The sequence below is a fragment of the Phnomibacter ginsenosidimutans genome (genome assembly GCF_009740285.1).
In the GTDB taxonomy this organism is placed as follows: Bacteria; Bacteroidota; Bacteroidia; order Chitinophagales; family Chitinophagaceae; genus Phnomibacter; species Phnomibacter ginsenosidimutans.
The window spans coordinates 3,365,435-3,386,667 of the sequence record NZ_CP046566.1 but is presented as its reverse complement, the minus strand read 5'-3'; the positions used below and the strand labels follow the sequence as shown (position 1 = coordinate 3,386,667).

The window sequence follows — 21,233 nt, the reverse complement described above, 5'->3', positions numbered from 1 at the left end:
AGGGCTGCCACGTAAGTGAACAGCCCTTTTTGATGTATGCAAATGCGATTAACGAAGGCTTTGAGTATCTACTCTTGTAGGTGTGTCGGTGCCACTTACAATACTGCGACTGCTCAGCGCAATGGCCCGAATGATTTCGGCCATGTTTTTAGTATCGAGTGTGCCAATTTCATCGCTGGCTTTGTGGTAGTGAGGTTCGCTATCCATTTTGCTGGTGCTGATGGTATGAGCAGGAACACCCAAACGGGCCAGTGTAGCATTGTCGCTGCGGTAAAACAGTTGCTGGTCGGGGTAGGGGTCGGGGTAAAACTTAAACGCTGTACCCTGCAGATTCTTTTCCAAAATGGTACCCATACTGCTTTTTTCATAACCGGTAATGTAAGCAGAGTTAGTGCCCCACTTGCTGTCGGTGCCAATCATTTCTATGTTGAACATCGCCATCACCTGTTCGGGTTTGTACTGCTTTGAAAAGTAAGTGGCACCATAGCCGCCCACTTCTTCTGCAGTAAATGCTGCAAACACCAATGTGCGTTCGTTATTGCCCAAGGCTTTAAAATATTTCGCCAGCAAAATTGCAGCCGTTGTGCCCGAAGCGTCATCGTTGGCGCCATTGTACAGGCTGTCACCTTTTTCGTTGGGCTTGCCATAACCAAGGTGGTCGTAGTGGCCGCTGAAGATTACATACTCATTGGGCTTGCTTTTGCCGGGCAGCACAGCTACCACGTTTGCCAGCTTTTTTTCTTCGATGCGCATGGTTAAGTCAAGCTGAAAGGCAGCAGGCTTTACCTGGCTGCTCAGCACATACACCTGGCTGTTGTTGCTGGCAAACTGCGGGCCACCTGCGAACGACTTCAACCGCTGAAAACTGTTGCGGTGTGCGGTGTCTACAAAAATGATAAGGTTGTTTGTTTTGTTGCGCAGGGTGCGGTACTGAGCAAAAAAGTTATCCTTGGCGTTAATACTTACTACTTCATAATTGCCGGTATTGCTAACCGTTACTTTGGGTGAAGTTGTTTGGCAAATGATATCTGTGATAGCAACGGTTTGACCATCAACATTGGCAGTGCCTCCAGCTACCGAAGCCTGATACATGCTGAAACTTTGCAAAAAGCTTCCGTTGGTGCCACCGGGTTGCAAGCCCGCTTTTTTAAACTCTTCGGCAATGAATGCGGCTGCTTTTTCGATGCCGGGTGTAAAAGTGCGGCGGCCTTCCATGGCATCGCTGCTGAGAGTGCCCAATACACGGCTTACTTCAGCCGGGGTGATTACATCGTCGGCTTTTTGTGCTGTGCAGGCAAATGCTGCAGAAAAAACAATAGCAGTAGATAAAATGAATTTCATGAATGTTTTTTTGAACCACGAAGACACAATGGAAAATAAAGGCTCACAAAGTTTTTCGATGGTATGTGTTGATGTTGGTATTTCTTGATTGAAGTTTTTTGCCTTGCAAATTGCAAACTGCTTTCTGCAAATTGCTTTCCGCCTTCTGCTTCTTACAGGCTCATCATCTCTTTAAACTTCACGGTTTGCCGGCGGCTCACTTCAATTTTGTCGCCTCCTTTCAGTTCGAGCAGCAGCCCACCGTTGAAGTAGTTTTCTACTTTATCTACCAGGCGAAGGTTGACAATGTGTTTTCTGTTGGCACGGAAAAATACTTTTTCATCCAGTCGTTCTTCCAATGCATTCAGGCTTTTCAAAATGAGGGGTTTGTTGTTGCCAAAAAACACTTTGGCGTAGTTGCCCACACTTTCAAACAAGCGAATATCGCCGAGGGCTACAAACCAGCAGCGTTCACCATCTTTTACAAACACCTGATCTTCTTCTGTGAGTTTGCCGCGTTGTGCAGCTTCTTGCACCGCTTGTTTTTCTTTTTGCACCAATTCGCCCACTTTGTGTATGGCATCGGCCAAACGCTTGGGATCAATGGGTTTCAACAAATAGTCCAATGCATTTACTTCAAACGCTTTTACCGCATATTCATCATACGCAGTAGTAAAAATGACATACGGTGAACGATCGAGTTCCTGCAACAAATCAAAACCTGTTTTGCCCGGCATGTTGATGTCGAGAAAAATTAAATCAGGATTGTGCAGGTCTATTTTTTCCAAACCTTCTTGCACGTTGCCGGCTTCATCTACAATTTCAATGTCCGGATAATCGACCAGCATTTTGCGGAGCTCGTTGCGGGCCAGGCGTTCGTCGTCTATCAGGATGGCTTTCTTTGTCATAAGAAAATGTTTTTGTAACGGTTTTGGAATGATGCAAGTTTAGTTGACAGTAACCGGCATAATAATTTTTGCTTCTACAGTATGCCCTGCTACGTTTTGAATATTGAAAGACGCTTTGTTGCCAAAAAGCAATTGCAACCGGTTGGTGGTGCTGCTGATGCCGAAGCCTTCTTCAGAATCTGTACTTACCAGGTGGCCGGTGTTGCGTACCACCAGTTCATGATGATCGGCTACAAAGTCGGAACCAATAAATACTTCGCCGCCATGCATCTCTTTGCTGATGCCATGTTTGATGGCATTTTCCACCAGGGTTTGCAGCATCATGGGCGGTACTTTTTGCTTGAGTGTATCGGGGTCTATATCGAGTTGTACTCTGAGCCGGTCTTCAAACCTGATTTGCTCTAGGGCCAGATAGTTGTTCACGATTTTCAACTCTCGTTCGAGGCTCACCAATTCTTCTTTATCGGCATTCATGCTGCTGCGCAGCAATTGGCTCAGTTCTGTAACGGCAGTTCTTGCCCGGTCGGGATTTTCATCAATCAAAGCACGTATGCTATTCAGCGCATTGAAAATAAAATGCGGGTTGATATGTGCCTTGATGGTTTTCAGTTCCAGATCTTTTACAACGGCTTCCAGTTTTACCTGATTGATGCGCTGCCGCTGCGTACTCACCACATAATGATACATCAGGTACAGCAAACTCCAGATGGTAAAAAACAAGGCACCACCCACAGCCATGCGGGCCAGCTTGTAGGCAAAAGTGGCGCCGATATAATACTCTGGCTCCCAACCCATTTTTTCTTCAATCACCACCACCACGCTACTGTAGATGAAACCGAAGATGAGGGTGGTAACTACCATCCAGCCTATTTGCTTGGCCAGCGATAGGGTGAGGAGCTTGGTTTCTTTGATGACGGTACGCATGAGGTGCGAAATCAAAAAGCCGGTGCCTGCCTCGGTAAACATGTTTTGGAAATAGTAGGCGTAATCGCTGTAATAGGCACTAATGGTGTAGTAGTAAAAGGTGTACAACAACACATAAAATCCCCAGCCGCCAAATTGCGCAATCCAGTAATATGGTAGTTTCCTTTTAAACATAAGTGCTGAAATGACCGGCAAAATAGTCCTAAATGCTTTGGCAAATGAGGATTGAATGCGTATAGTGCCGGCTTGGGATAAAGTTACCGGCAGGCCCACTTCTACCACCCATAACTATGTAACTGGTTGGCATTGAAGGTTAAAAGGTTGCTTCTTGGTTTGAGCTGCTGTTTGGCGGGGTTGATGTTTGGCCGCTTAAGGGGGATTTTTGACATGATGAACACTTGTGCAGGGCCTATTTTTTCACATGGTTTGGGGAAAATTCACGGAATGCCCACAGGGCTAAGGCTGGGCTGCGAAATCCACACGGGACGTGGAAAATGTGCAGATTAACATTGGGTTTTTTGGGAGTTGGGGGGATATTTTCGTTATCCACTTAACTTTTTGGTAACAGGTAATTTTCCTCGCTAACCCGCTAAAAAACTGATTGACAATGGCTGCTAAAAAATCCGCTGCTAAGGGCCTCGCTTTCTCCCGCCAGTACACCCGGGAGGGTATCAGCCCGTACGACATGTTTGAGTACGACTACCGTACCTCAATGATCAAAGACCCTTCGGGCAAAATCATTTTTCAGATGGACAATGTGGAAGTGCCCAAGCACTGGAGCCAGATTGCCACTGATATTTTAGCACAAAAATATTTCCGTAAAGCTGGCGTACCCCAGCCCGACGGTAGCACCGGCCGCGAAACCAGCAGCAAGCAGGTAGCGCATCGCATGGCCGATTGCTGGCGCCAGTGGGGTGAGCAGTATGGCTACTTTGCCAGCAGCCAGGATGCACAGGTATTTTATGAGGAACTGGTGTACAGCATCCTCAATCAAATGGCGGTGCCCAACAGCCCCCAGTGGTTCAATACCGGTTTGTACTCTGCTTACGGCATTGCAGGCAAGCCGCAGGGCCACTACTATGTAGATGCCAAAGACGGCCAGCTGAAAAAATCAACCTCGGCTTACGAACGTCCTCAACCCCATGCCTGCTTTATCCTCAGTGTTAGCGATGATTTGGTAAATGATGGAGGTATCATGGACCTGTGGATTCGGGAAGCCCGCATTTTCAAATATGGTTCTGGTGTAGGTACCAACTTCAGCCAAATTCGTGGCGAAGGCGAAAAACTGAGCGGTGGCGGTACCAGCAGCGGTATCATGAGCTTTTTGAAAATAGGCGACCGTGCAGCCGGCGCCATTAAAAGTGGTGGTACTACCCGCCGGGCAGCCAAAATGGTATGTCTCGATTTGGACCACCCCGAGATTGTAGAATTTGTAGACTGGAAAGTAGAAGAGGAGAAGAAAGTAGCTGCCCTGGTAGCTGCCGGCTATAGCAACGATTACGAAGGCGAAGCTTACCGTACTGTAAGCGGCCAAAACAGCAACAACTCTGTTCGTATTCCCAACGATTTCTTTAAGGTATTGGATGAAGACGGCGACTGGGAACTGAAAGCCCGTACCGATGGCCATACCATGAAGAAGATCAAAGCCAGCGAACTGTGGAATAAAATCTGCTATGCTGCATGGCGCTGTGCCGACCCCGGCACCCAGTATGATACCACCATCAACGAGTGGCACACTTGCCCCGAAGGTGGCCGTATCAACGCCAGTAACCCCTGCTCAGAGTACATGTTCCTCGACAATACGGCTTGTAACCTGGCCAGTGCCAACCTCCGTCGTTTCTTCAACGAAGAAACACAGGTGTTCGATGTTGCCGGTTTTGAATATGTATGCCGCCTGTGGACGGTGGTACTCGAAATCAGCGTACTGATGGCGCAGTTCCCCAGCAAAGAAGTAGCTCAACTGAGCTACGACTATCGTACCCTTGGCCTTGGCTTTGCCAACCTCGGTAGCATGCTCATGGTTAGCGGTATTCCTTACGACAGCCCCGAAGCACAAGCCATTGGCGGCGCCATCAGCGCCATCATGACTGGCGTAGCCTACAAAACTTCTGCTGAAATGGCCGAAGTATTGGGCGCCTTCCCCCGCTACGAAGAAAATGCCCACCACATGATGCGGGTAATGCGCAACCATCGTGCTGCAGCTTACGACGCCAGCGATGCTTACGAAGGCCTCAGCATTAAGCCCATGGGCATCGACAGCAAATACTGCCCCGACTACATGCTGAAAGCGGCTTGCAAAGCATGGGACGAAGCCGTTATTCTCGGTGAAAAACATGGCTATCGCAATGCCCAAACCACCGTTATTGCCCCAACTGGTACCATCGGTTTGGTAATGGACTGCGATACTACCGGCGTAGAACCAGACTTTGCCCTGGTGAAGTTTAAAAAACTCAGCGGTGGTGGTTACTTCAAAATCATCAACCAGAGTGTACCCACTGCTTTGAAAAAGCTGGGCTACAACGAAAAAGAAATCGAAAGCATCGTCAACTACGCCAAGGGTTCTGCCAGCTTGCATGGTGCACCGCACATCAACCACCAGAGCCTCAGCGAAAAAGGCCTGATTGGCGAAGAAATTGCCAAGCTCGAAGCAGGTATGGCATCAGCCTTCCACATCAAGTTTGCTTTCAACGTATACAGCCTCGGCGAAGCCTGCATGGAGCGTTTGGGCTTCAAGCCAGAAGAGTACAACGACTGGAACTGGAACATGCTCGAAGCCCTCGGCTTTACCCAAGAGCAAATTGATGCAGCCAATGAGTACATCTGCGGTACCATGACCATCGAAGGTGCCCCATACCTGAAACTGGAGCACTACCCTGTATTCGACTGCGCCAACAAGTGCGGCGAAAAAGGTCAGCGCTACATTCATGCACATGGCCACATCAAAATGATGGGTGCCTGCCAGCCTTTCCTGAGCGGTGCCATCAGCAAAACCATCAACCTGCCACATGAGGCCAGCGTAGAAGAAATTGCTGACTGCTACCGCATGAGCTGGGAGCTGGGCCTCAAAGCCAACGCCCTTTACCGCGACGGTTCTAAACTGAGCCAGCCGCTGAGCAACAAGAGCGACGATAAGAAAAAAGACAAAGCTGAAGATGCTGCTGAAGCCAGTGCAGAAGGCAGCAACATTGTAGACCTTGGCCAGCTGACAGTAGAAGAACTGCTGCAGGAAGTAACCAAGCGGATGCAAGCCAGCCCCGATACACAATTGAAGCGTCAACTCGCCAAAATTGTAGAACGCAGAACACTGCCCGCCAAGCGTCGTGGCTTTACGCAAAAAGCCAAAATCAACGGTCAGGCCATCTTCCTGCGTACCGGCGAATACAACGATGGTACCCTGGGAGAAATCTTCATCGATCTGGCCAAAGAGGGTAGCACCCTGCGCAGCCTGATGAACAGCTTTGCCATTGCTATTTCTGTAGGCCTGCAGTATGGTGTGCCGCTGGAAGAGTTTGTAGAAAAGTTTGTGTTCACCAAGTTTGAGCCGGCTGGTATGGTTGACCACCCGAACATTAAGACCACTACTTCTATTGTAGACTTTGTGTTCCGTGCATTGGCTTACGAATACCTCAACCGCACTGATTTGGTACACGTACTCGACCGCCCCGAAATTGGCAACACCGGCGACGATGACGGCAGCGAGGTGGTACTCGTAAAATCAGAACCAGCTGCTGAAAAAAAACGCCTGATTTGAGTAGCGTACGCATTACCCCACAAAGCAGCAAGCCATGTAAAGCCCGCCAAAGTGCAGGCTGAGCAGCCGCAGACTGTGGTAAGCGCCGCCGATACCGTGCTCAAGCAAATGAACGAGCAAATGAAAGGCAACCAGAGTGATGCCCCCGCTTGTAACGTTTGTGGTGCCATTATGATGCGCAGTGGCGCTTGCTACAAGTGCAACAACTGTGGCAACCAGGGTGGTTGCAGCTAAGCACCGTTTTTTCCAACATTTCAATACACAGCCATCGCCTTTTCGGGCGGTGGCTTTTTTTGTTGGGGCTGTGAGCTGCACTGCAAATCCAGGCAACAGTTCGGGTGCCTTTGGGGTATCGCCCCGCCAAAAAACAGCAGCGGGGCCGGCTCCTGCGTCGCCGCCCACGGCACCCGCAGCCCGTCAGCTACAACAAAGCATTCGCCTTTACTCAACAATATATTTCTGAAAAAAGGATAAAATTTATTGTTTTTCAATAAATGTATTTATGTTTGCCCTGTCAAACAAACACGTATCGTATGCAAATTGTCATTACCACCCGCCACATCCTCAAAGCCCTCTATGTGCTGGCCTGGATCATTTTCATTGGGCTATGTTATGAAGCCGGCGTTTGGGTGTTCAACCCCGTTGTAACCATGTACTACAGCGAAAGCAATGTGATGTACCCGGGCATCCATCAACTGTACCATTTCGACAAAGGGCATTATTTCACCGAAATCATCCTGATTGTGATTCCGGCAGTACTCAAGGCCATCCTCTTTTACATGATTGTAAAACTGCTACACGACGAAAAGCTCAACATGAATCAACCGTTCAACGCAGCCACAGGTCGCTTCTTACTTACTGCAGCATACATCAGTTTGGGCATCGGCATTTTTGCCTTGTGGGCGGTGAAGCATACGCTATGGTTAGAAACCTTGGGTGCAAAACTCCCCTCCATTCAAACCCTCAGTATTGCCGGCGGCGATGTATGGTTGTTTATGGCAGTGATACTGTTCATCGTTGCGCAAATTTTTAAACGCGGCATTGAATTGCAAGCCGAAAACGATTTAACCATTTAAGCCATGCCCATTATTGTAAACCTTGATGTGATGATGGCCAAGCGCAAAATGTCGTTGAATGAGCTGTCGGAAAAAGTAGACCTCACGTTGTCGAATCTGTCGATACTTAAAACCGGTAAGGCCAAAGCCATCCGTTTCAGTACCCTCGAAGCCATTTGTAAAGTACTCGACTGCCAGCCCGGCGATATTTTGGAATACCGCAGTGAAAACAGTTAGTATAGGATAGTTTTTTGCTGCAATGTTGCAAAAAGAGTCTGCGTTTTCACATGCTTGCAACAAACAAAGATTGTTCCTTTGTCGAAACAGATTGTACAATCAAAATTTCGGACATATGAAAAAACTACGTGTACTGTTGCTGGCTGTAATGGCCATTGTTTCTGTAGCTGCATTTGCTTTTCAGGAAAAGCAACACAAGCATGGCAAAAAAGAACATGCTAAATATGAGTGCCCCATGAAGTGTGAGCCTGCTAGCGACAAGCCCGGTAAATGCAGTAAATGCGGTATGGAACTGAAAAAGCAAAAAGAAGCTACAGCACAATACGAATGCCCCATGAAGTGTGAGCCTGCCAAAGACAAGCCCGGCAAATGCGGCAAGTGTGGCATGGAGCTGAAAAAGAAAGCGTAACTTCATCACGTGTCTATATTGACGAAGCATCGTTAGGTTTTGGCCAGCGATGCTTTTTTGTTTCATGCTGGTATTACTTTTTCTCAGTTGAGTCCTGATGTATGAGGAGTACCACATTCCCTTTTTACGGCCGCTGTCTACATACTGGTGTGCCGCAACTACATCCTCCATATTGTAAACTTTGTCTATCACCGCTTGGTAAGCACCTTGCTCAAACAGGTCTTTCAATAGCTGCAGTTGTGCCATGTTTTCCGAGGCTACTTCCCATCCGCCAACCGTTTTGTAAATGCCATTGGGCAGTAAGAGTGGTTGGCATTGTTTTTTGTTGGTTTTGCCTACAGCATCAAATACAATATCAAATTTTTCAGTGCAGGTAGTAAAATCTGCTTTGTCGTAAAGCATAGTTTTTTCTACACCCAACTGCTGCACCAATGCCAAGCCTTTACTACTGCACACCGTTGTAATATCTGCCTTAAAGTGCGTCGCTATTTGAATAGCTGCAGTACCCACGGCACCTGTAGCGCCAATAATCAACACTTTTGGAGAAGATCTTTCTTGAATGCCTGCTTTCAATAAAAAGTGAATGGCCGTTTGTCCGCCAAACACAATGGCTGCTGCTTCAGCATGTGTAGCATTCTTCGGTTTCAGCAGCAGGTTTTTGGTTTCGGCAATGCATATGTACTCCGCATAAGTGCCCATTGCAAAGCCCGTCATACCAAACACTTCATCACCTGTTTTGTATTGCTTCACCGCTGAGCCGGTGGCCACTACCTCTCCCGAAAAAACATTGCCTAATATTTTTTTGCGTGGACCATTCCAACCCATCACCAACAGCATGAGCCACTTCATCATGCCTTCTACTGCCAACCCTCGTATGCGAATATCACCTGAGTTTACAGCCGTTGCATGAATTTTTACCAGCACTTCATGGTTGCGTGGTGTGGGGGTGGCTACCGTTTGTAATTGCAGTACTTCAGGTGGTCCGTATTGTGTGCAGATGATTGCTTTCATGAGTGGTAAAATACATGGCTGTTGTCGAAATTTCTCTTTTTCTACAACTGTTATTGATGAGTGGCAAACAGGATTCTTTCATTGGCATTTGCACCTGTATAAGCCAGCATCAATACAACAGTGAAACTTGTTTCTTTGCAGCATGCCTGTTACTTCTTTCCACGATCCTGTTGCGCAATACAAGCAATTCGCTACCGAATATGAAACCACAGCAGCACAACTACGTCGCCAACGTAGCTGGTTGTCGTGGAGCCGGTTGCTGAGTGTGGTGCTGGCTATTGTTTGGTTGTATTGGCAATGGCCAATCAGTAGTGGGTGGATGGTATTGCCATCGGTTATTCTTGTAGCGGTTTTTCTGCGGTTGGTGGTACTGAGTATGAATGTGCAACAGCAACTGCAACATGTACAACAATTCCTCATTATTAATCAGGCAGAGCTGCGGCAGTTGCAAGAACACCACTACAAAGACCGTTATGATGGCGCTGCATATATGCCGCCTAATCATGCCTACGCCCACGACCTCGATGTGTTTGGCGAGGCCTCGCTGTACCAATACCTGCAGCGGGCAGAAAGCGATGCAGGAAGAAACACCTTAGCAGCGTGGTTGCTGCAGCCTGCATTGCCCGAAGAATTGCCGGCAAGGCAAGCGGCAGTGCAACAATTAGCGCCGCAGGTAGCCTGGCGGCAGCATTTGCAAGCCAGTGGCCGCGAACACCCGGTGAGTGCTGCTACTGCGCAAAAGCTACAGCAGTGGATGCAATCGAAAGACGATGTGTTTACTGCAACAGGTTGGTACTTGTTGCGTTGGTTGGGACCAGTTGTTTCTATTGGTTTGTTTACAGCATATTGGCTTGATTATCTGCCAAACTTTTGGTTCAATCTGTATTTGTTGGTTTTCTTTTTGGGTACAAGCTACATCAGCAAGTTGGCTACACCTACCTGGCAAATGCTGGGCCGTATGAGTAAAGAAATCAATGGACTCGCTGCTTCGCTGAAATATGTGGAGCAAATGCAGACGGGAGAAAGCCATTGGTTGAAACAGCGTCAATCTGTGCTCGTTGTGAATGGCGAACCCATGGCCAGCAAAGCAGTGGCTGGTTTAAATCAGTTGCTCAACCGGTTTGATTATCGCCTCAATCCTGTGGTGTTTATTCCACTTAACATCCTGCTTTTTTGGGACTTGCAACAAATGCTCCTTTTTGCCCAATGGAAAAAACAACATGCAGCAACTGCTACACAATGGCTGCAGGTATTGGGCGAAGTGGAAGCGGCTTCATCATTAGCGGCATTGGCGTACAATATGCCGCATTGGTGCTTTCCGCAAATGCTGCAAGGGCACGGCAGTTTTGAAGCCAAGGCATTGGGTCATCCATTAATTGCAGCTGACAAAAGAGTAGTGAGTGACATCGCTACGCAGGGTGTTGCACAGGTGAATATTATCACCGGCAGCAACATGGCGGGCAAGAGTACTTTTTTGCGTAGCGTAGGCTTGGCCATGGTGATGGCGCAGGCTGGCGCACCAGTTTGTGCGTTGCATTGCCGCATGAGTTACATGCAGGTGATGAGCAGCATGCGCATTGCAGATAACCTGGCAGAAAGTACCAGTACCTTTTATGCTGAACTCAAAAAGTTGAAAAGCATTATTGATGCGGTGAAAGCACAGCAGCCTGTGTATTTGTTGCTGGATGAAATACTGCGTGGTACCAACAGCGGCGACAGGCATGCTGGTTCTGCGGCACTCATTCAGCAGCTGATTGCACAGCAAGCATGTGGTATGATAGCCACGCATGATTTAGCGTTGGCGGAGCTCGTACATCAATATCCCGATCACATTCATAATTATCATTTTGATGTGCAGGTGTCGGGCGAAGAATTGTACTTCGATTACCACTTGAAACAAGGTATTTGCCAGAGTTTGAATGCCTCCATCCTCATGAAAAAAATTGGGATAGATATGTAATATAAGCGCCGCATTGATGATGTATCAATGCGGCGCTTACATATTTTATACTGTCAATAGTAGCGGTTCATCTGTTGTACAGTTGTAACTGATTCTGCCTGCTAATATTTCCTGTAGTTCATCTTCAAAAAGAATTTGCTTTCGCCGAAAGCCGGTTTCAATTCATCTATCCAGATGGCTTTTTCGTTGTACTCAGCAAAGAACGGGCGACCTACCCAATCAGGATTGCGGCCTTGTAAAAAACGCAGTACCATTACCTTTTGACCGTTGATTGAAGCAGTGCCCAGCATTTGAACTTTGCCAGGTGTGCAGCTCATGCTGGGACCACGCACTGTGCGGCAAACACCACTGGCGTGTTGCCATGCTTGCCGCCAAATTTCCTGTGCTTCAACCAATGGTAAGCCGAAGAAATGTTGAGCACCTGTATCTCTCACTGCAAACATGTAGTACGGAATCAAATTCAGGTTTACTTGTTTGCGCCACATTTCTGTCCATATTTCAGGCTTGTCGTTGATGGCTCTCAATATGGGTGACTGAGTACGTATTTGTGCACGGGTATAACGGATGCGAATGATGGCTTCTTTTACCGCAGGTGTATCCAACTCTGCGGGATGATTGAAGTGTGCCATGAAGGCCAGATTTTTCCCTTTGCGGGTAATTTCTGTAAACAAAGCCAGTGTATCTTCTGCATCATCATCTGTAATGTATTTGTAGGGCCAGTATGCCAGCGATTTTGAACCAATGCGAATGGTTTGCACATTCCACAATTCATCGCTTAGCAATGGTTCGATATAAGCCCGCAACAGTTTTGATTTCATCACCATAGGATCGCCGCCGGTAAACAACACATCCGTTACTTCACGATGTTCTTTCAGGTATTGCACCAACTGATCGGTTTCTTTCATCGCAAATTTCATTTCATCCATGCCCACAAACTGTGGCCATCGAAAACAGAAGCTGCAATAAGCATGACAGGTTTGCCCTTGGCTGGGAAAGAACAACACTGTTTCGCGGTACTTGTGCTGTACACCACTCAGTTTTACATCGCCCAGCATCGGCACATTTTTATCCTGCCCGGCAGGGTGCGGATTTAGTTCCATGCGTATTTCATTCGCAACTGCTTTTATCTCGTCTTTACTCAAGCCTGCATCCAGTGCAGCTTTCATTCTTTTGTAATGATGCGGCTGCAACATTTCTTTGCGTGGAAATGTCAGCGTAAATATGGGGTCGTTAGGTACTTGATTCCAATTGATCAATTCATCTACCACATAGTTATTGGTTTTGAAAGGAAGTACATGGCCAACCACTTCAATGGCTTCTAACAATTCTTCCGGCAGTGCCTGTACCTGTGGAATGGCTTTGTAATTGTGTAAGGCGTACGATTTGTACTTCATGCTGTTGGTGATGTTGTCGAGCATTTGTTCCATTGGATAAAAGGGATTTTGGTGAAGAAAACATTTGCTTTAGTGTGGGCATACCATGGGCATGCAGGTGAGTGATGTGAAGCAGCCGGTAATACAAAAAAGTACAGTAGCGAAAACTGCAAAAAATACAAGGGAACATGTATGCGTAAAACATCAACACATACATTCAGGCTGCTACGTTGGATACAAACGAATATAGCCAAGCTGCCTTTTTTAGGCAAGCTGATGCAACAAGTGGTAGCAGTATTGCGACTATATTTTAACAGCTGGTCAATAGGTGTTTCTGTTCATGATAAAGTGCTGAAACAGTTTGATACTGTTTGATTCGTCGTCGTCCTTCTATGAATGATGAGCAGCACAAATGCATCATTTTTTTAACAGGTTTTGCTGTTTCCCGTAATTCACCACAATGCAGTAGCTTGCCACAAAATTTAGTACAATGAAACGGTTAGGGATAACATTGTTGGCCATGTGCAGCGGATTGTGGCTCATGGCACAAACAGCAGTTGGTCCGGTGTTGGGGCCTGTATCGATGCGGACTGCAAAATTGTGGGCCGCAACAGAAAGCAAAACAGCAATAGCCACAGTGCAAGTATGGGCAAAAGGAAAACCACAACAAAAGCAAGTGGTAAGAACATTGCCCACAGATAAAAATGCGCCCTATCATTTTCAGCAATTCGAGGTCGTTAATCTGGAACCTGCTACAACGTATGAATACGAAGTGACGCTGAAAGATGGGCCCACGCACCAGCCGCCCGTTGTAATGGGCAAGGGCTCATTTACAACACAAGCCTTGTTTCAGTGGCGAAGCAATGCACCGGATTTTAGTTTCATTACAGGCAGTTGTGCGTACTTCAATGAACCTCGCTTCGACAGGCCCGGAAAACCTTACGGCGGCGATAGCAGCATCTTTGAAACGATGGCCAAAGAACAAGCTGCATTCATGATGTGGCTCGGCGATAACTGGTATACCCGCGATGTGGATTACAGCAATGAATGGGGCATGTGGTACCGTGCTTACCGCGACCGCAGCAGTCCATCATTAAAACAACTTTGGGCCAACATGCCGCACCTCGCTATATGGGATGATCGTGATTATGGTCCCAATGATTATGGCAAAAGTTTTCAATTCAAACAAACCAGTCGTGAGGTGTTTCGCCACATGTGGATGAACCCGACTTATGGAGAAAACAATGAAGGGATTTATGGCAAGTATACTTATGCCGACGTCGATTTCTTTATGATGGATGACCGTTGGTGGCGTGATTTTGATGAGCTGCCCGACAGCATCAATGGCAAGCCCAATGCAGACAAACGCATGTATGGCAAGCAACAATTGGAGTGGTTGAAAAATGAATTGCGCTATTCTAAAAACAATCCACATATCAGTTTTCGTGTGATTGTAACCGGAAGCCAGGTGCTCAATCCCGGCAGCCCGTTTGATAAGTTGCTCGATTTTTCGATTGAGTACAATGAGTTGATGGAGTTCATCAAAACAGAAAAAATACCGGGCATTCTTTTCCTCACCGGCGACAGGCACCATACAGAAATCATTAAAGTACAGCATGACGGTTTGTATCCGATGTACGATATCACTTGTTCGCCACTCACCAGTGGTACACATGCATTTGCTGGCAAAGAAGCCAACAATCCTTGGCGTATACTGGGCATTGATAAGTTGCAGAATTACGGTCGCATCAGCATCAGCGGACCACGTAGTAAGCGGATGATGAAAGTGGAATTCTTAGGTGTAAAGGAGAAGCACTTGGCCAGTGGCAAGTGGGAGAGCAGGAGCTGCGATTCTAACAAGTAAATGCTGGCATTTACTGAAAAGTATACAAACAAATAAAGCAAGGATATGATGTCCTTGCTCTATTTTATTTTGACAATGCATGGTCTTCTTACACATCTCCTTCATCAAAGGAGAGTTCAATTTTCTTAACCTGTGTGTTTACTTTCCGATAGCTCACTCCAGCGGTATCAAACATGTGCTTGGAAGCGACAAATGAATCATTGCCGGCGTATTTGTCACTCAGAAAAACTACTTCTTTAATACCCGATTGAATGATGGCTTTGGCGCATTCGTTGCAAGGAAACAACGCCGTGTAAATGCGGCAGCCGGTAAGGTCCATGCCAATATTATTGAGGATAGCGTTGAGCTCTGCATGGCACACATACGGATATTTCGTTTGCAAAAAATCGCCCTGTTTACCCCATGGAAAATCATCATCGCTGCAACCAATAGGTAAGCCATTGTAGCCCGCACCTACAATTTTATTTTGCTTGTTTACAATGCAGGCACCTACTTGTGTGCTGGGGTCTTTGCTGCGCCGGCCGCTCAGCAGCGCCACGCCCATAAAGTATTCATCCCAACTGATGTAATCGGTTCTTTTTGCCATGGGGTTAATTGTCTGTTGCTGCAATATACCGTAGGCCAATCATATTGCCACCAGATGCTATTTTTCTTCCACAACATCGCCTGCACAGGCCTGGCATTGCATGGCAGCCAAGCCCCATTGTGCCACTGCATTGGTACTTACGCCCGGTGCTTCGTCTATGGCATTCATCACTACTGGTGGTAGTATTTTGTTGGTTTGTAAAACGGGTTTGCGAATGCCCGCACCGCCTGCATAAAATTCTTGCCAGGCCCGCTTACCTAATGCAGCATCCTGCAAGCGTTGCGCTGCGTACGCCGTCAATCGGGAATGGCCCTGCGCCAGATTCAGTTTGCTCAAAGCCTGTCCCAATTCAGCTTGTTGTTCTTGTGCTGAAGCGTTGTACAATCGGCAGTATTGCAGCCATGCATTTTCAAATGCTTTGTCTTCAAAAGTTTGAATGAGCTCTGCACAAACCTCGGGTAATCCAAACGCAGCACTAAGGTGTGATACAGACAGTTTTCCCGTTTTGTCGATGATGAATTTACCACTATCCATATCCATGGGGGCGCCTCCAGTGAAAAAGCCTTTGGGTTGTGCGGAAATGCTGGCCATGCTGTTGCGCAATAGCATCAATACCTTTGCGTTGCCGGTTCGCTCCCAATGCATCAGCCATGCGGCTGCAGCCGAACCCCAGTCGGTGCCAAAGCCCATGTTTACATGGTTGGCAGTTGCCGATACTTGTTGAACATCGCCTTTTGGCAGTTTGCGGCCGGGAGCTATCTGCGCTAATGTTTTGTAAGCATTCACTTGTTCGTCCATCAAATCGCCCACCCGTTCATCGGCAGTAAGGTAATAATACATGCGCCTGTTGGCCACGGTGCTGATGCGCAATTGCTTGGCGCTACAACCCCAGTGTTGCACATTGTGCCTGCTGCCCAATGGTGCAAATTTTCCCAAGTGATGCACATCTACTTCTCCTGTGTGGCGTGTCATGGCTTCTGCAAATCGATATACATCGGCACGACCGGTACGCAAAAAATAGAACCACAACCAGAGGTCAGTGCTCAGCTCTGAGTTATCCCATGCAAAGCCGCCTACATCGTATTTCCAAACATGCCGGTCGGTATCATAGCTATGCATTACATCGCCAAAATGCCAGAAGCCATACCACCTGCGCTGTTCTACCTGCTGTTGGTAATACGCAAAATAAAAATCGAGTTGCTCATCTATTTGTTTGATGGCAGCATTATCTGGATCGGGCAAGCTCCAAAATCCGGCAAATGCTGCTGCGGATTTCATGTAGGCTGATGTGGCCAGCAACTGCGGCGGTGCTTCGTTACGCTTTGCTATTTGTGCAAGGGTTTCGTTATCGGGCGTAGCGGCCAATACCTGGCAAAACAATTCGCTGGTGCGGGCAATGCCCATGGCCGTACCAAAGCCCGGTTCATAATCTTCATAAGTAATGTCTAATCCGGCCAGTTGCTTTTCGTAGCTGTCTTGTCCCATGCCATCGTGGTAAAAGCGCAGGTCCATGGCCGGCGCTTCGGGAGCCCACATCCACAAAGTGATTGAGCCTACACTGCTGTGTGCATGACGAATGTCTATTTGTGCAGGGTGGCTTTGCCAAAAATGCCGCAGGCCCAACGCCAGTCCACCATTGGGTGAGCCAAGGTAAGCTGTGCCCAAGGCCCTGTGCCCGGCAGTACTTTGTATCCAGCCAAATTGTTCGCCCGTTCTTTTTTTGATGCTGTAGCCATCTGCTGTAGGTTGGCATAGTGTGTAGTCGCCAAACTGTGGAATGTAGGGCAATCCTTTACGAATGGGCTCTGGCCAGCTGTTGCTGTCTGGTACAGCACTGCCTTGTATTTGTGCAGAACGAATGTTCGGGCCTGCATCGCGGCGCAACCCCGTGAGGCCTTGCACAGTCTCTGCAAATACACCGCCATTGGCACCACAAAAACGCACATGCCGGTTGTAGGCTGGCGTATCAAAAGGTACATCAAAGCGAATGCCAATGCCACTGATAAAATTCTGTTGCTCATTGCCATCAAACACAATGCTGTGTACCAACCGAATGCAATCGCTGCCGGCATATACATACATACGCACCATAAATGGTATCCAGCTGCGGCCTTGCTGGCTTTTGTGTTTGCCTGTCCATTTTACAACGGCTCTTATGGGGCCCTGCTGTTCCAGTTGGGCTTGTTCTATAATGCCTTCAAAAGAGGTAGTGGTCAATGCTTGATGAGCTGCAGCAGTTGCTTGTTGTTGACTTTGCAATACCAAGCGGCCATGCTGCCCAATTGTTCTGTTATTGCGCAGCAAAGAAGGGATGAGTACGTTGCCGCTATTCGCCACGGTTATTTGTATCACACCCGTGTCAATCGTCCAGCCATTTTGTTGTTTGGAAACTTGTAATGTTTTGCTGCTGCTTTCTTTTTGCTCCTGCACCAATACAAGGTTGTTGGTATACGTGCCTGCAGGAATACTATGTGCTGTCCATTTGGCAGAGCCATCGGGCCAGCGACCGGTAATCCAGCTTTGTGTAGGAATACTTTCGGTGCCGGAGTTTACCTGCAGTTTGCGTGTATCAGTCAGCACACCTTTTGGCCATGGCACGCCCCAGGTATTGCCCACGCAGTTTGTTTTTTCTTGTTCATCAATCCAGCGGAGTGGAATGTATATTCCTTCATCTTTGGGAGATGAGGGTGCCGCAAAGGAGGACAGCGAACCAACAACAGGGGCGGCTATAGCAAGACGGGAAGTTTGCTGTACAAACAAGCGGCGGGACAATTTCTTTTTACCCATGGCAAAGCATTTACGTGTATCAAATTTGCGCATTGCAACCGGGCTGTCTGTCCGTGTCTGTCATGCCTGATGGCGGAGTATTTTTTTGAGCACAACAATTTGCCCGAGGTGATAATGCAAGTGCTCAATCAGTCCATGCATTTGCCAGTAATAAGTATGGTATGCTGGTTTGATGAAGTCTTGCCACAATTGGCTTTCCGGCAAATTGGCCAATGCCGCTGCAAATGCCTCAGCTTGCTGCCAGGCTTGTGTTTTGTAGGCTTCCCATTCCGCTTCATTGTGTACAGGCGGGTGTACAAAACTTTCTTTGTCGCTGCCTTGCAGTGGGCCGCCCTCCAATACTTTAAGCACAATGCCAATGTAATATTGCGTGTGAAAAAACAAGCTGGCAATGCTGTTGCAACCGCCCATAGTTTGGTTGGCCATCGTCCAGTCAATATCAGCCATCACGGCTTTGTAATGACTGCTGGCCCAGTTGCCACCATGGTATACTTGCTGAAAATGAACGGCTATTTGTGCTGGAAGATGGGGTTGCATAAGCAATAATTTTTACAAGAATGCGAATGGTTGCTGCATTGATGCACAAGCTACAGGTCCGCATTGTCAATATTGAAAGATACTGCACCGCCAGCTATCTTTGGGTGCAAGCTGAATCTTCTTTATCAGCATCCTGTATCTTCGCGGCATTTCCAAAAATTTTGGCCAGCCTGCAACTGGCGTTGGATGCAACATCTCGCTTCGGCGTGACCTTAAAATTTTATTGACCATGGCGTTACTCCACAACCGGGTTTCCAACAAGGAACTCAAAGAGCGGCTGATGCAAGAAACCGAGCCGCGTACTACCATCAGTTTTTACATGTACCATCCTATTGCCAATCCGCAGGCTTTTCGGGATGAGCTTTGGAAGGGCCTGCATGCCCTCAAAGTGTTTGGCCGCATTTATGTGGCACATGAAGGCATCAATGCACAAATTAGTGTGCCTGTTTCCAACTTTGATGCATTGCGGCAATACCTGTACAGTTACGAATGGATGAATGGCATGCGCCTGAACATTGCTGTAGAAGATGACGGTAAAAGTTTTTGGGTGCTGCGCATAAAAGTGCGGGAAAAAATTGTGGCCGATGGTATTGATGATCCCAACTTCAGCATGGAGCGAAAAGGGAAGTACCTGAAAGCGAAAGAAGTAAATGAACTCATGCAAAACCCTGACGTTTTGGTGATAGACATGCGCAACCATTACGAATACGAAGTAGGCCATTTTGACAATGCCATTGAAATTCCCAGCGATACTTTTCGGGAGCAACTACCCATGGCGGTAGATATGATGAAGGGCCGCGAAGACAAGCCCGTGATTATGTATTGCACCGGCGGCATCCGCTGCGAGAAGGCCAGTGCGTACATGCTGCACCGGGGTTTTAAAAATGTGTTTCACATTGAAGGTGGCATTATCAACTATGTGCATCAGGTGAAAGAGCAGGGATTGGAACAAAAGTTCATTGGTAAAAACTTTGTGTTCGATAATCGCCTGGGCGAAAGAGTAACGGAAGACGTGATAGCCAAATGCCACCAGTGCGGACAGCCCGCTGACACGCATACCAACTGCGCCAACGATGCCTGCCACCTGCTGTTTATACAATGCGATGCCTGCAAAGCAACCTATGAAGGCTGCTGCAGTACAGCTTGCCAGGAAGTGATTCATTTACCCGAAGAAGCACAAAAAGAATTGCGCAAAGGCAAAGACAATGGGGCTCATATTTTCAGCAAGAGCCGGGAGCGGTTGAGACCGAGATTGGATGACAGATGATAGTTGATGGTTGGTGGTTGATGGTTGATGGGAAGAGATGTTAGATGACGGATGTTGGATGTTAGAAAGGCGAGTGAGGATTTTTTCTTTCTGGCATTTTGTTTTCCATCAGATAAGAGGATGGATTGAAGTATTCAATACAAAAAGGGAGTCATTCAATATTTGAATGACTCCCTTTGCTATTCAGTAAACTATTTTCGCAAAGTAACGTAGCTGTATTTCAGTAGCAGTTAATCCTTATTGCAACTTTGCCAGCGAAGCTTCGATAGCTTCCACTGTTGCTTCATCGCTCCATGCTTGGGGTACAAATTTTTCACCCACTACTTTTTCGTACAGGGTAATGTAACGCTGGCTAATGGTGTCAATCCATTCATCAGTCATTTCCGGTACGGTTTGGCCTTCTTTACCCATGAAGTTGTTTGCGATGAGCCATTCCCGCACAAACTCTTTGCTGAGTTGCTGTTGCTTTTCGCCAGCGGCTTGTCTTTCTTCAAAGCCATCGGCATAAAAATAGCGGCTGCTATCGGGGGTATGAATTTCATCCATCAGGTAGATGGTGTCGCCAATTTTTCCAAACTCATATTTGGTATCCACCAGTATCAATCCTTGCTTGGCTGCAATGGCTTTACCTCTTTCAAACAATGCCAATGTGTATTGCTCCAGCACCGCATAATCCTCGGCATTTACAATGCCTTGTGCAATGATGTCTTCGCGGCTGATGTCTTCATCGTGGCCGGCTTCGGCCTTGGTACTGGGTGTAATAATGGGTGAGGGGAAGTAATCATTTTCTTTCATGCCCTCGGGTAGTGCCACGCCGCAAAGGGTACGCAAGCCGCTGTTGTAGGTGCGCCAGGCATGGCCGGTGAGGTTGCCCCGCACCACCATTTCCACCCGAAAAGGAACGCAACGTTTGCCAATGCTCACATTCGGTGCCGGTACATCGAGCAGCCAGTTGGGGCAAATGTCGGCCGTGGCCTGCAGCATGTGGGCCGCTATCTGGTTCAGCACTTGTCCTTTGTAAGGAATGGGCTTGGGTAAAATCACATCGAAGGCAGAAATGCGGTTGCTGGCCACCATCACCAGTAAATTTTGGCCAATGCTGTAAACATCCCGCACCTTTCCTTTGTAATAGGCGGTTGTATTAGAAATGGTAAGATTGCTCATGCCGCAAAGAAAAACGATTCGGTTGGTTGCACCATGTGATGATTTGTGTTCGTGCTAAATCTGTATAAGCTGTGCATTGA

At 47.5% G+C, this 21,233-nt stretch carries 17 protein-coding genes and 1 pseudogene; 9 read left to right on the top strand and 9 right to left on the bottom strand.

The genetic code is table 11. The features are described 5' to 3' along the window. Nucleotides 1–48: 48 nt before the first annotated feature. The 3 genes from GLV81_RS14615 to GLV81_RS14605 all read right to left on the bottom strand — a co-directional run bounded on the left by GLV81_RS14615 (nucleotide 49) and on the right by GLV81_RS14605 (nucleotide 3,326). Nucleotides 49–1,341 (bottom strand): M28 family peptidase, encoded by a 1,293-nt coding sequence (locus tag GLV81_RS14615; RefSeq protein ID WP_157479527.1) that lies wholly within the window; start codon nucleotides 1,339–1,341, stop codon nucleotides 49–51. A 152-nt stretch (nucleotides 1,342–1,493) separates the two neighbouring features. Next, nucleotides 1,494–2,228: a LytR/AlgR family response regulator transcription factor gene (locus GLV81_RS14610; protein ID WP_157479526.1), complete on the bottom strand. Its 735-nt coding sequence runs from the start codon at nucleotides 2,226–2,228 to the stop codon at nucleotides 1,494–1,496. A gap of 39 nt (nucleotides 2,229–2,267) precedes the next feature. Further along, nucleotides 2,268–3,326, bottom strand: a complete 1,059-nt coding sequence (locus GLV81_RS14605; protein ID WP_157479525.1) for a sensor histidine kinase — start codon at nucleotides 3,324–3,326, stop codon at nucleotides 2,268–2,270. A gap of 433 nt (nucleotides 3,327–3,759) precedes the next feature. On the opposite strand from GLV81_RS14605, the gene GLV81_RS14600 reads away from it, so the two are divergent. The 5 genes from GLV81_RS14600 (at nucleotide 3,760) to GLV81_RS21765 (ending at nucleotide 8,604) form a co-directional block, all read left to right on the top strand. Further along, nucleotides 3,760–6,903 (top strand): vitamin B12-dependent ribonucleotide reductase, encoded by a 3,144-nt coding sequence (locus GLV81_RS14600; protein WP_246186029.1) that lies wholly within the window; start codon nucleotides 3,760–3,762, stop codon nucleotides 6,901–6,903. A gap of 51 nt (nucleotides 6,904–6,954) precedes the next feature. Next, complete coding sequence (locus GLV81_RS20575; protein WP_246186028.1) at nucleotides 6,955–7,137, top strand: hypothetical protein; 183 nt, start codon at nucleotides 6,955–6,957, stop codon at nucleotides 7,135–7,137. 299 nt (nucleotides 7,138–7,436) lie between these two features. After that, nucleotides 7,437–7,979 (top strand): DUF2975 domain-containing protein, encoded by a 543-nt coding sequence (locus GLV81_RS14595; RefSeq protein ID WP_157479524.1) that lies wholly within the window; start codon nucleotides 7,437–7,439, stop codon nucleotides 7,977–7,979. A 3-nt stretch (nucleotides 7,980–7,982) separates the two neighbouring features. Beyond that, complete coding sequence (locus GLV81_RS14590) at nucleotides 7,983–8,195, top strand: helix-turn-helix domain-containing protein (protein ID WP_157479523.1); 213 nt, start codon at nucleotides 7,983–7,985, stop codon at nucleotides 8,193–8,195. 22 nt (nucleotides 8,196–8,217) lie between these two features. Then, nucleotides 8,218–8,604, top strand: coding sequence for a heavy metal-binding domain-containing protein (locus GLV81_RS21765; RefSeq protein WP_425500017.1), 387 nt, complete (start codon nucleotides 8,218–8,220; stop codon nucleotides 8,602–8,604). Between the two features lie 129 nt (nucleotides 8,605–8,733). On the opposite strand, the pseudogene GLV81_RS14585 reads toward GLV81_RS21765, so the two are convergent. Then, nucleotides 8,734–9,615: pseudogene (locus GLV81_RS14585) on the bottom strand (NAD(P)-dependent alcohol dehydrogenase); the annotation flags it as partial. Between the two features lie 142 nt (nucleotides 9,616–9,757). Between GLV81_RS14585 and GLV81_RS14580 the strand changes: the two are divergent. Further along, a complete protein-coding gene (locus GLV81_RS14580; protein WP_197428419.1) occupies nucleotides 9,758–11,575 on the top strand; it encodes a MutS-related protein in 1,818 nt (605 codons plus the stop codon). Nucleotides 11,576–11,676: 101 nt separating this feature from the next. Here GLV81_RS14580 and GLV81_RS14575 read toward each other — a convergent pair whose 3' ends face one another. Continuing rightward, nucleotides 11,677–13,002, bottom strand: a complete 1,326-nt coding sequence (locus GLV81_RS14575) for a KamA family radical SAM protein (protein WP_157479521.1) — start codon at nucleotides 13,000–13,002, stop codon at nucleotides 11,677–11,679. Nucleotides 13,003–13,438: 436 nt separating this feature from the next. Here GLV81_RS14575 and GLV81_RS14570 point away from each other — a divergent pair, with 436 nt between their 5' ends. Then, nucleotides 13,439–14,812 (top strand): alkaline phosphatase D family protein, encoded by a 1,374-nt coding sequence (locus GLV81_RS14570; protein ID WP_157479520.1) that lies wholly within the window; start codon nucleotides 13,439–13,441, stop codon nucleotides 14,810–14,812. Nucleotides 14,813–14,900: 88 nt separating this feature from the next. Here the strand turns inward: GLV81_RS14570 and GLV81_RS14565 are convergent, their stop codons facing one another. The 3 genes from GLV81_RS14565 to GLV81_RS14555 are packed head-to-tail and all read right to left on the bottom strand — an operon-like array spanning nucleotide 14,901 to nucleotide 18,722. Next, nucleotides 14,901–15,398 (bottom strand): deoxycytidylate deaminase, encoded by a 498-nt coding sequence (locus tag GLV81_RS14565; RefSeq protein WP_157479519.1) that lies wholly within the window; start codon nucleotides 15,396–15,398, stop codon nucleotides 14,901–14,903. A gap of 57 nt (nucleotides 15,399–15,455) precedes the next feature. Continuing rightward, nucleotides 15,456–18,185 carry an exo-rhamnogalacturonan lyase family protein gene (locus GLV81_RS14560; protein ID WP_157479518.1) on the bottom strand — a complete coding sequence of 910 codons (2,730 nt, stop codon included), beginning with the start codon at nucleotides 18,183–18,185 and terminating at the stop codon, nucleotides 15,456–15,458. A gap of 60 nt (nucleotides 18,186–18,245) precedes the next feature. Further along, entirely contained in the window at nucleotides 18,246–18,722 is a 477-nt protein-coding gene (locus GLV81_RS14555; protein WP_157479517.1) for a DinB family protein, read from the bottom strand. A 20-nt stretch (nucleotides 18,723–18,742) separates the two neighbouring features. Here GLV81_RS14555 and GLV81_RS14550 point away from each other — a divergent pair, with 20 nt between their 5' ends. Together GLV81_RS14550 and trhO are read left to right on the top strand one after the other, a co-directional pair. Continuing rightward, nucleotides 18,743–18,949 (top strand): hypothetical protein, encoded by a 207-nt coding sequence (locus GLV81_RS14550; RefSeq protein ID WP_197428418.1) that lies wholly within the window; start codon nucleotides 18,743–18,745, stop codon nucleotides 18,947–18,949. A 2-nt stretch (nucleotides 18,950–18,951) separates the two neighbouring features. Beyond that, entirely contained in the window at nucleotides 18,952–19,989 is a 1,038-nt protein-coding gene (gene trhO / locus GLV81_RS14545) for an oxygen-dependent tRNA uridine(34) hydroxylase TrhO (RefSeq protein WP_157479515.1), read from the top strand. Nucleotides 19,990–20,226: 237 nt separating this feature from the next. Here trhO and GLV81_RS14540 read toward each other — a convergent pair whose 3' ends face one another. Continuing rightward, nucleotides 20,227–21,153 (bottom strand): phosphoribosylaminoimidazolesuccinocarboxamide synthase, encoded by a 927-nt coding sequence (locus GLV81_RS14540; protein ID WP_157479514.1) that lies wholly within the window; start codon nucleotides 21,151–21,153, stop codon nucleotides 20,227–20,229. Between the last annotated feature and the right edge of the window lie 80 nt (nucleotides 21,154–21,233).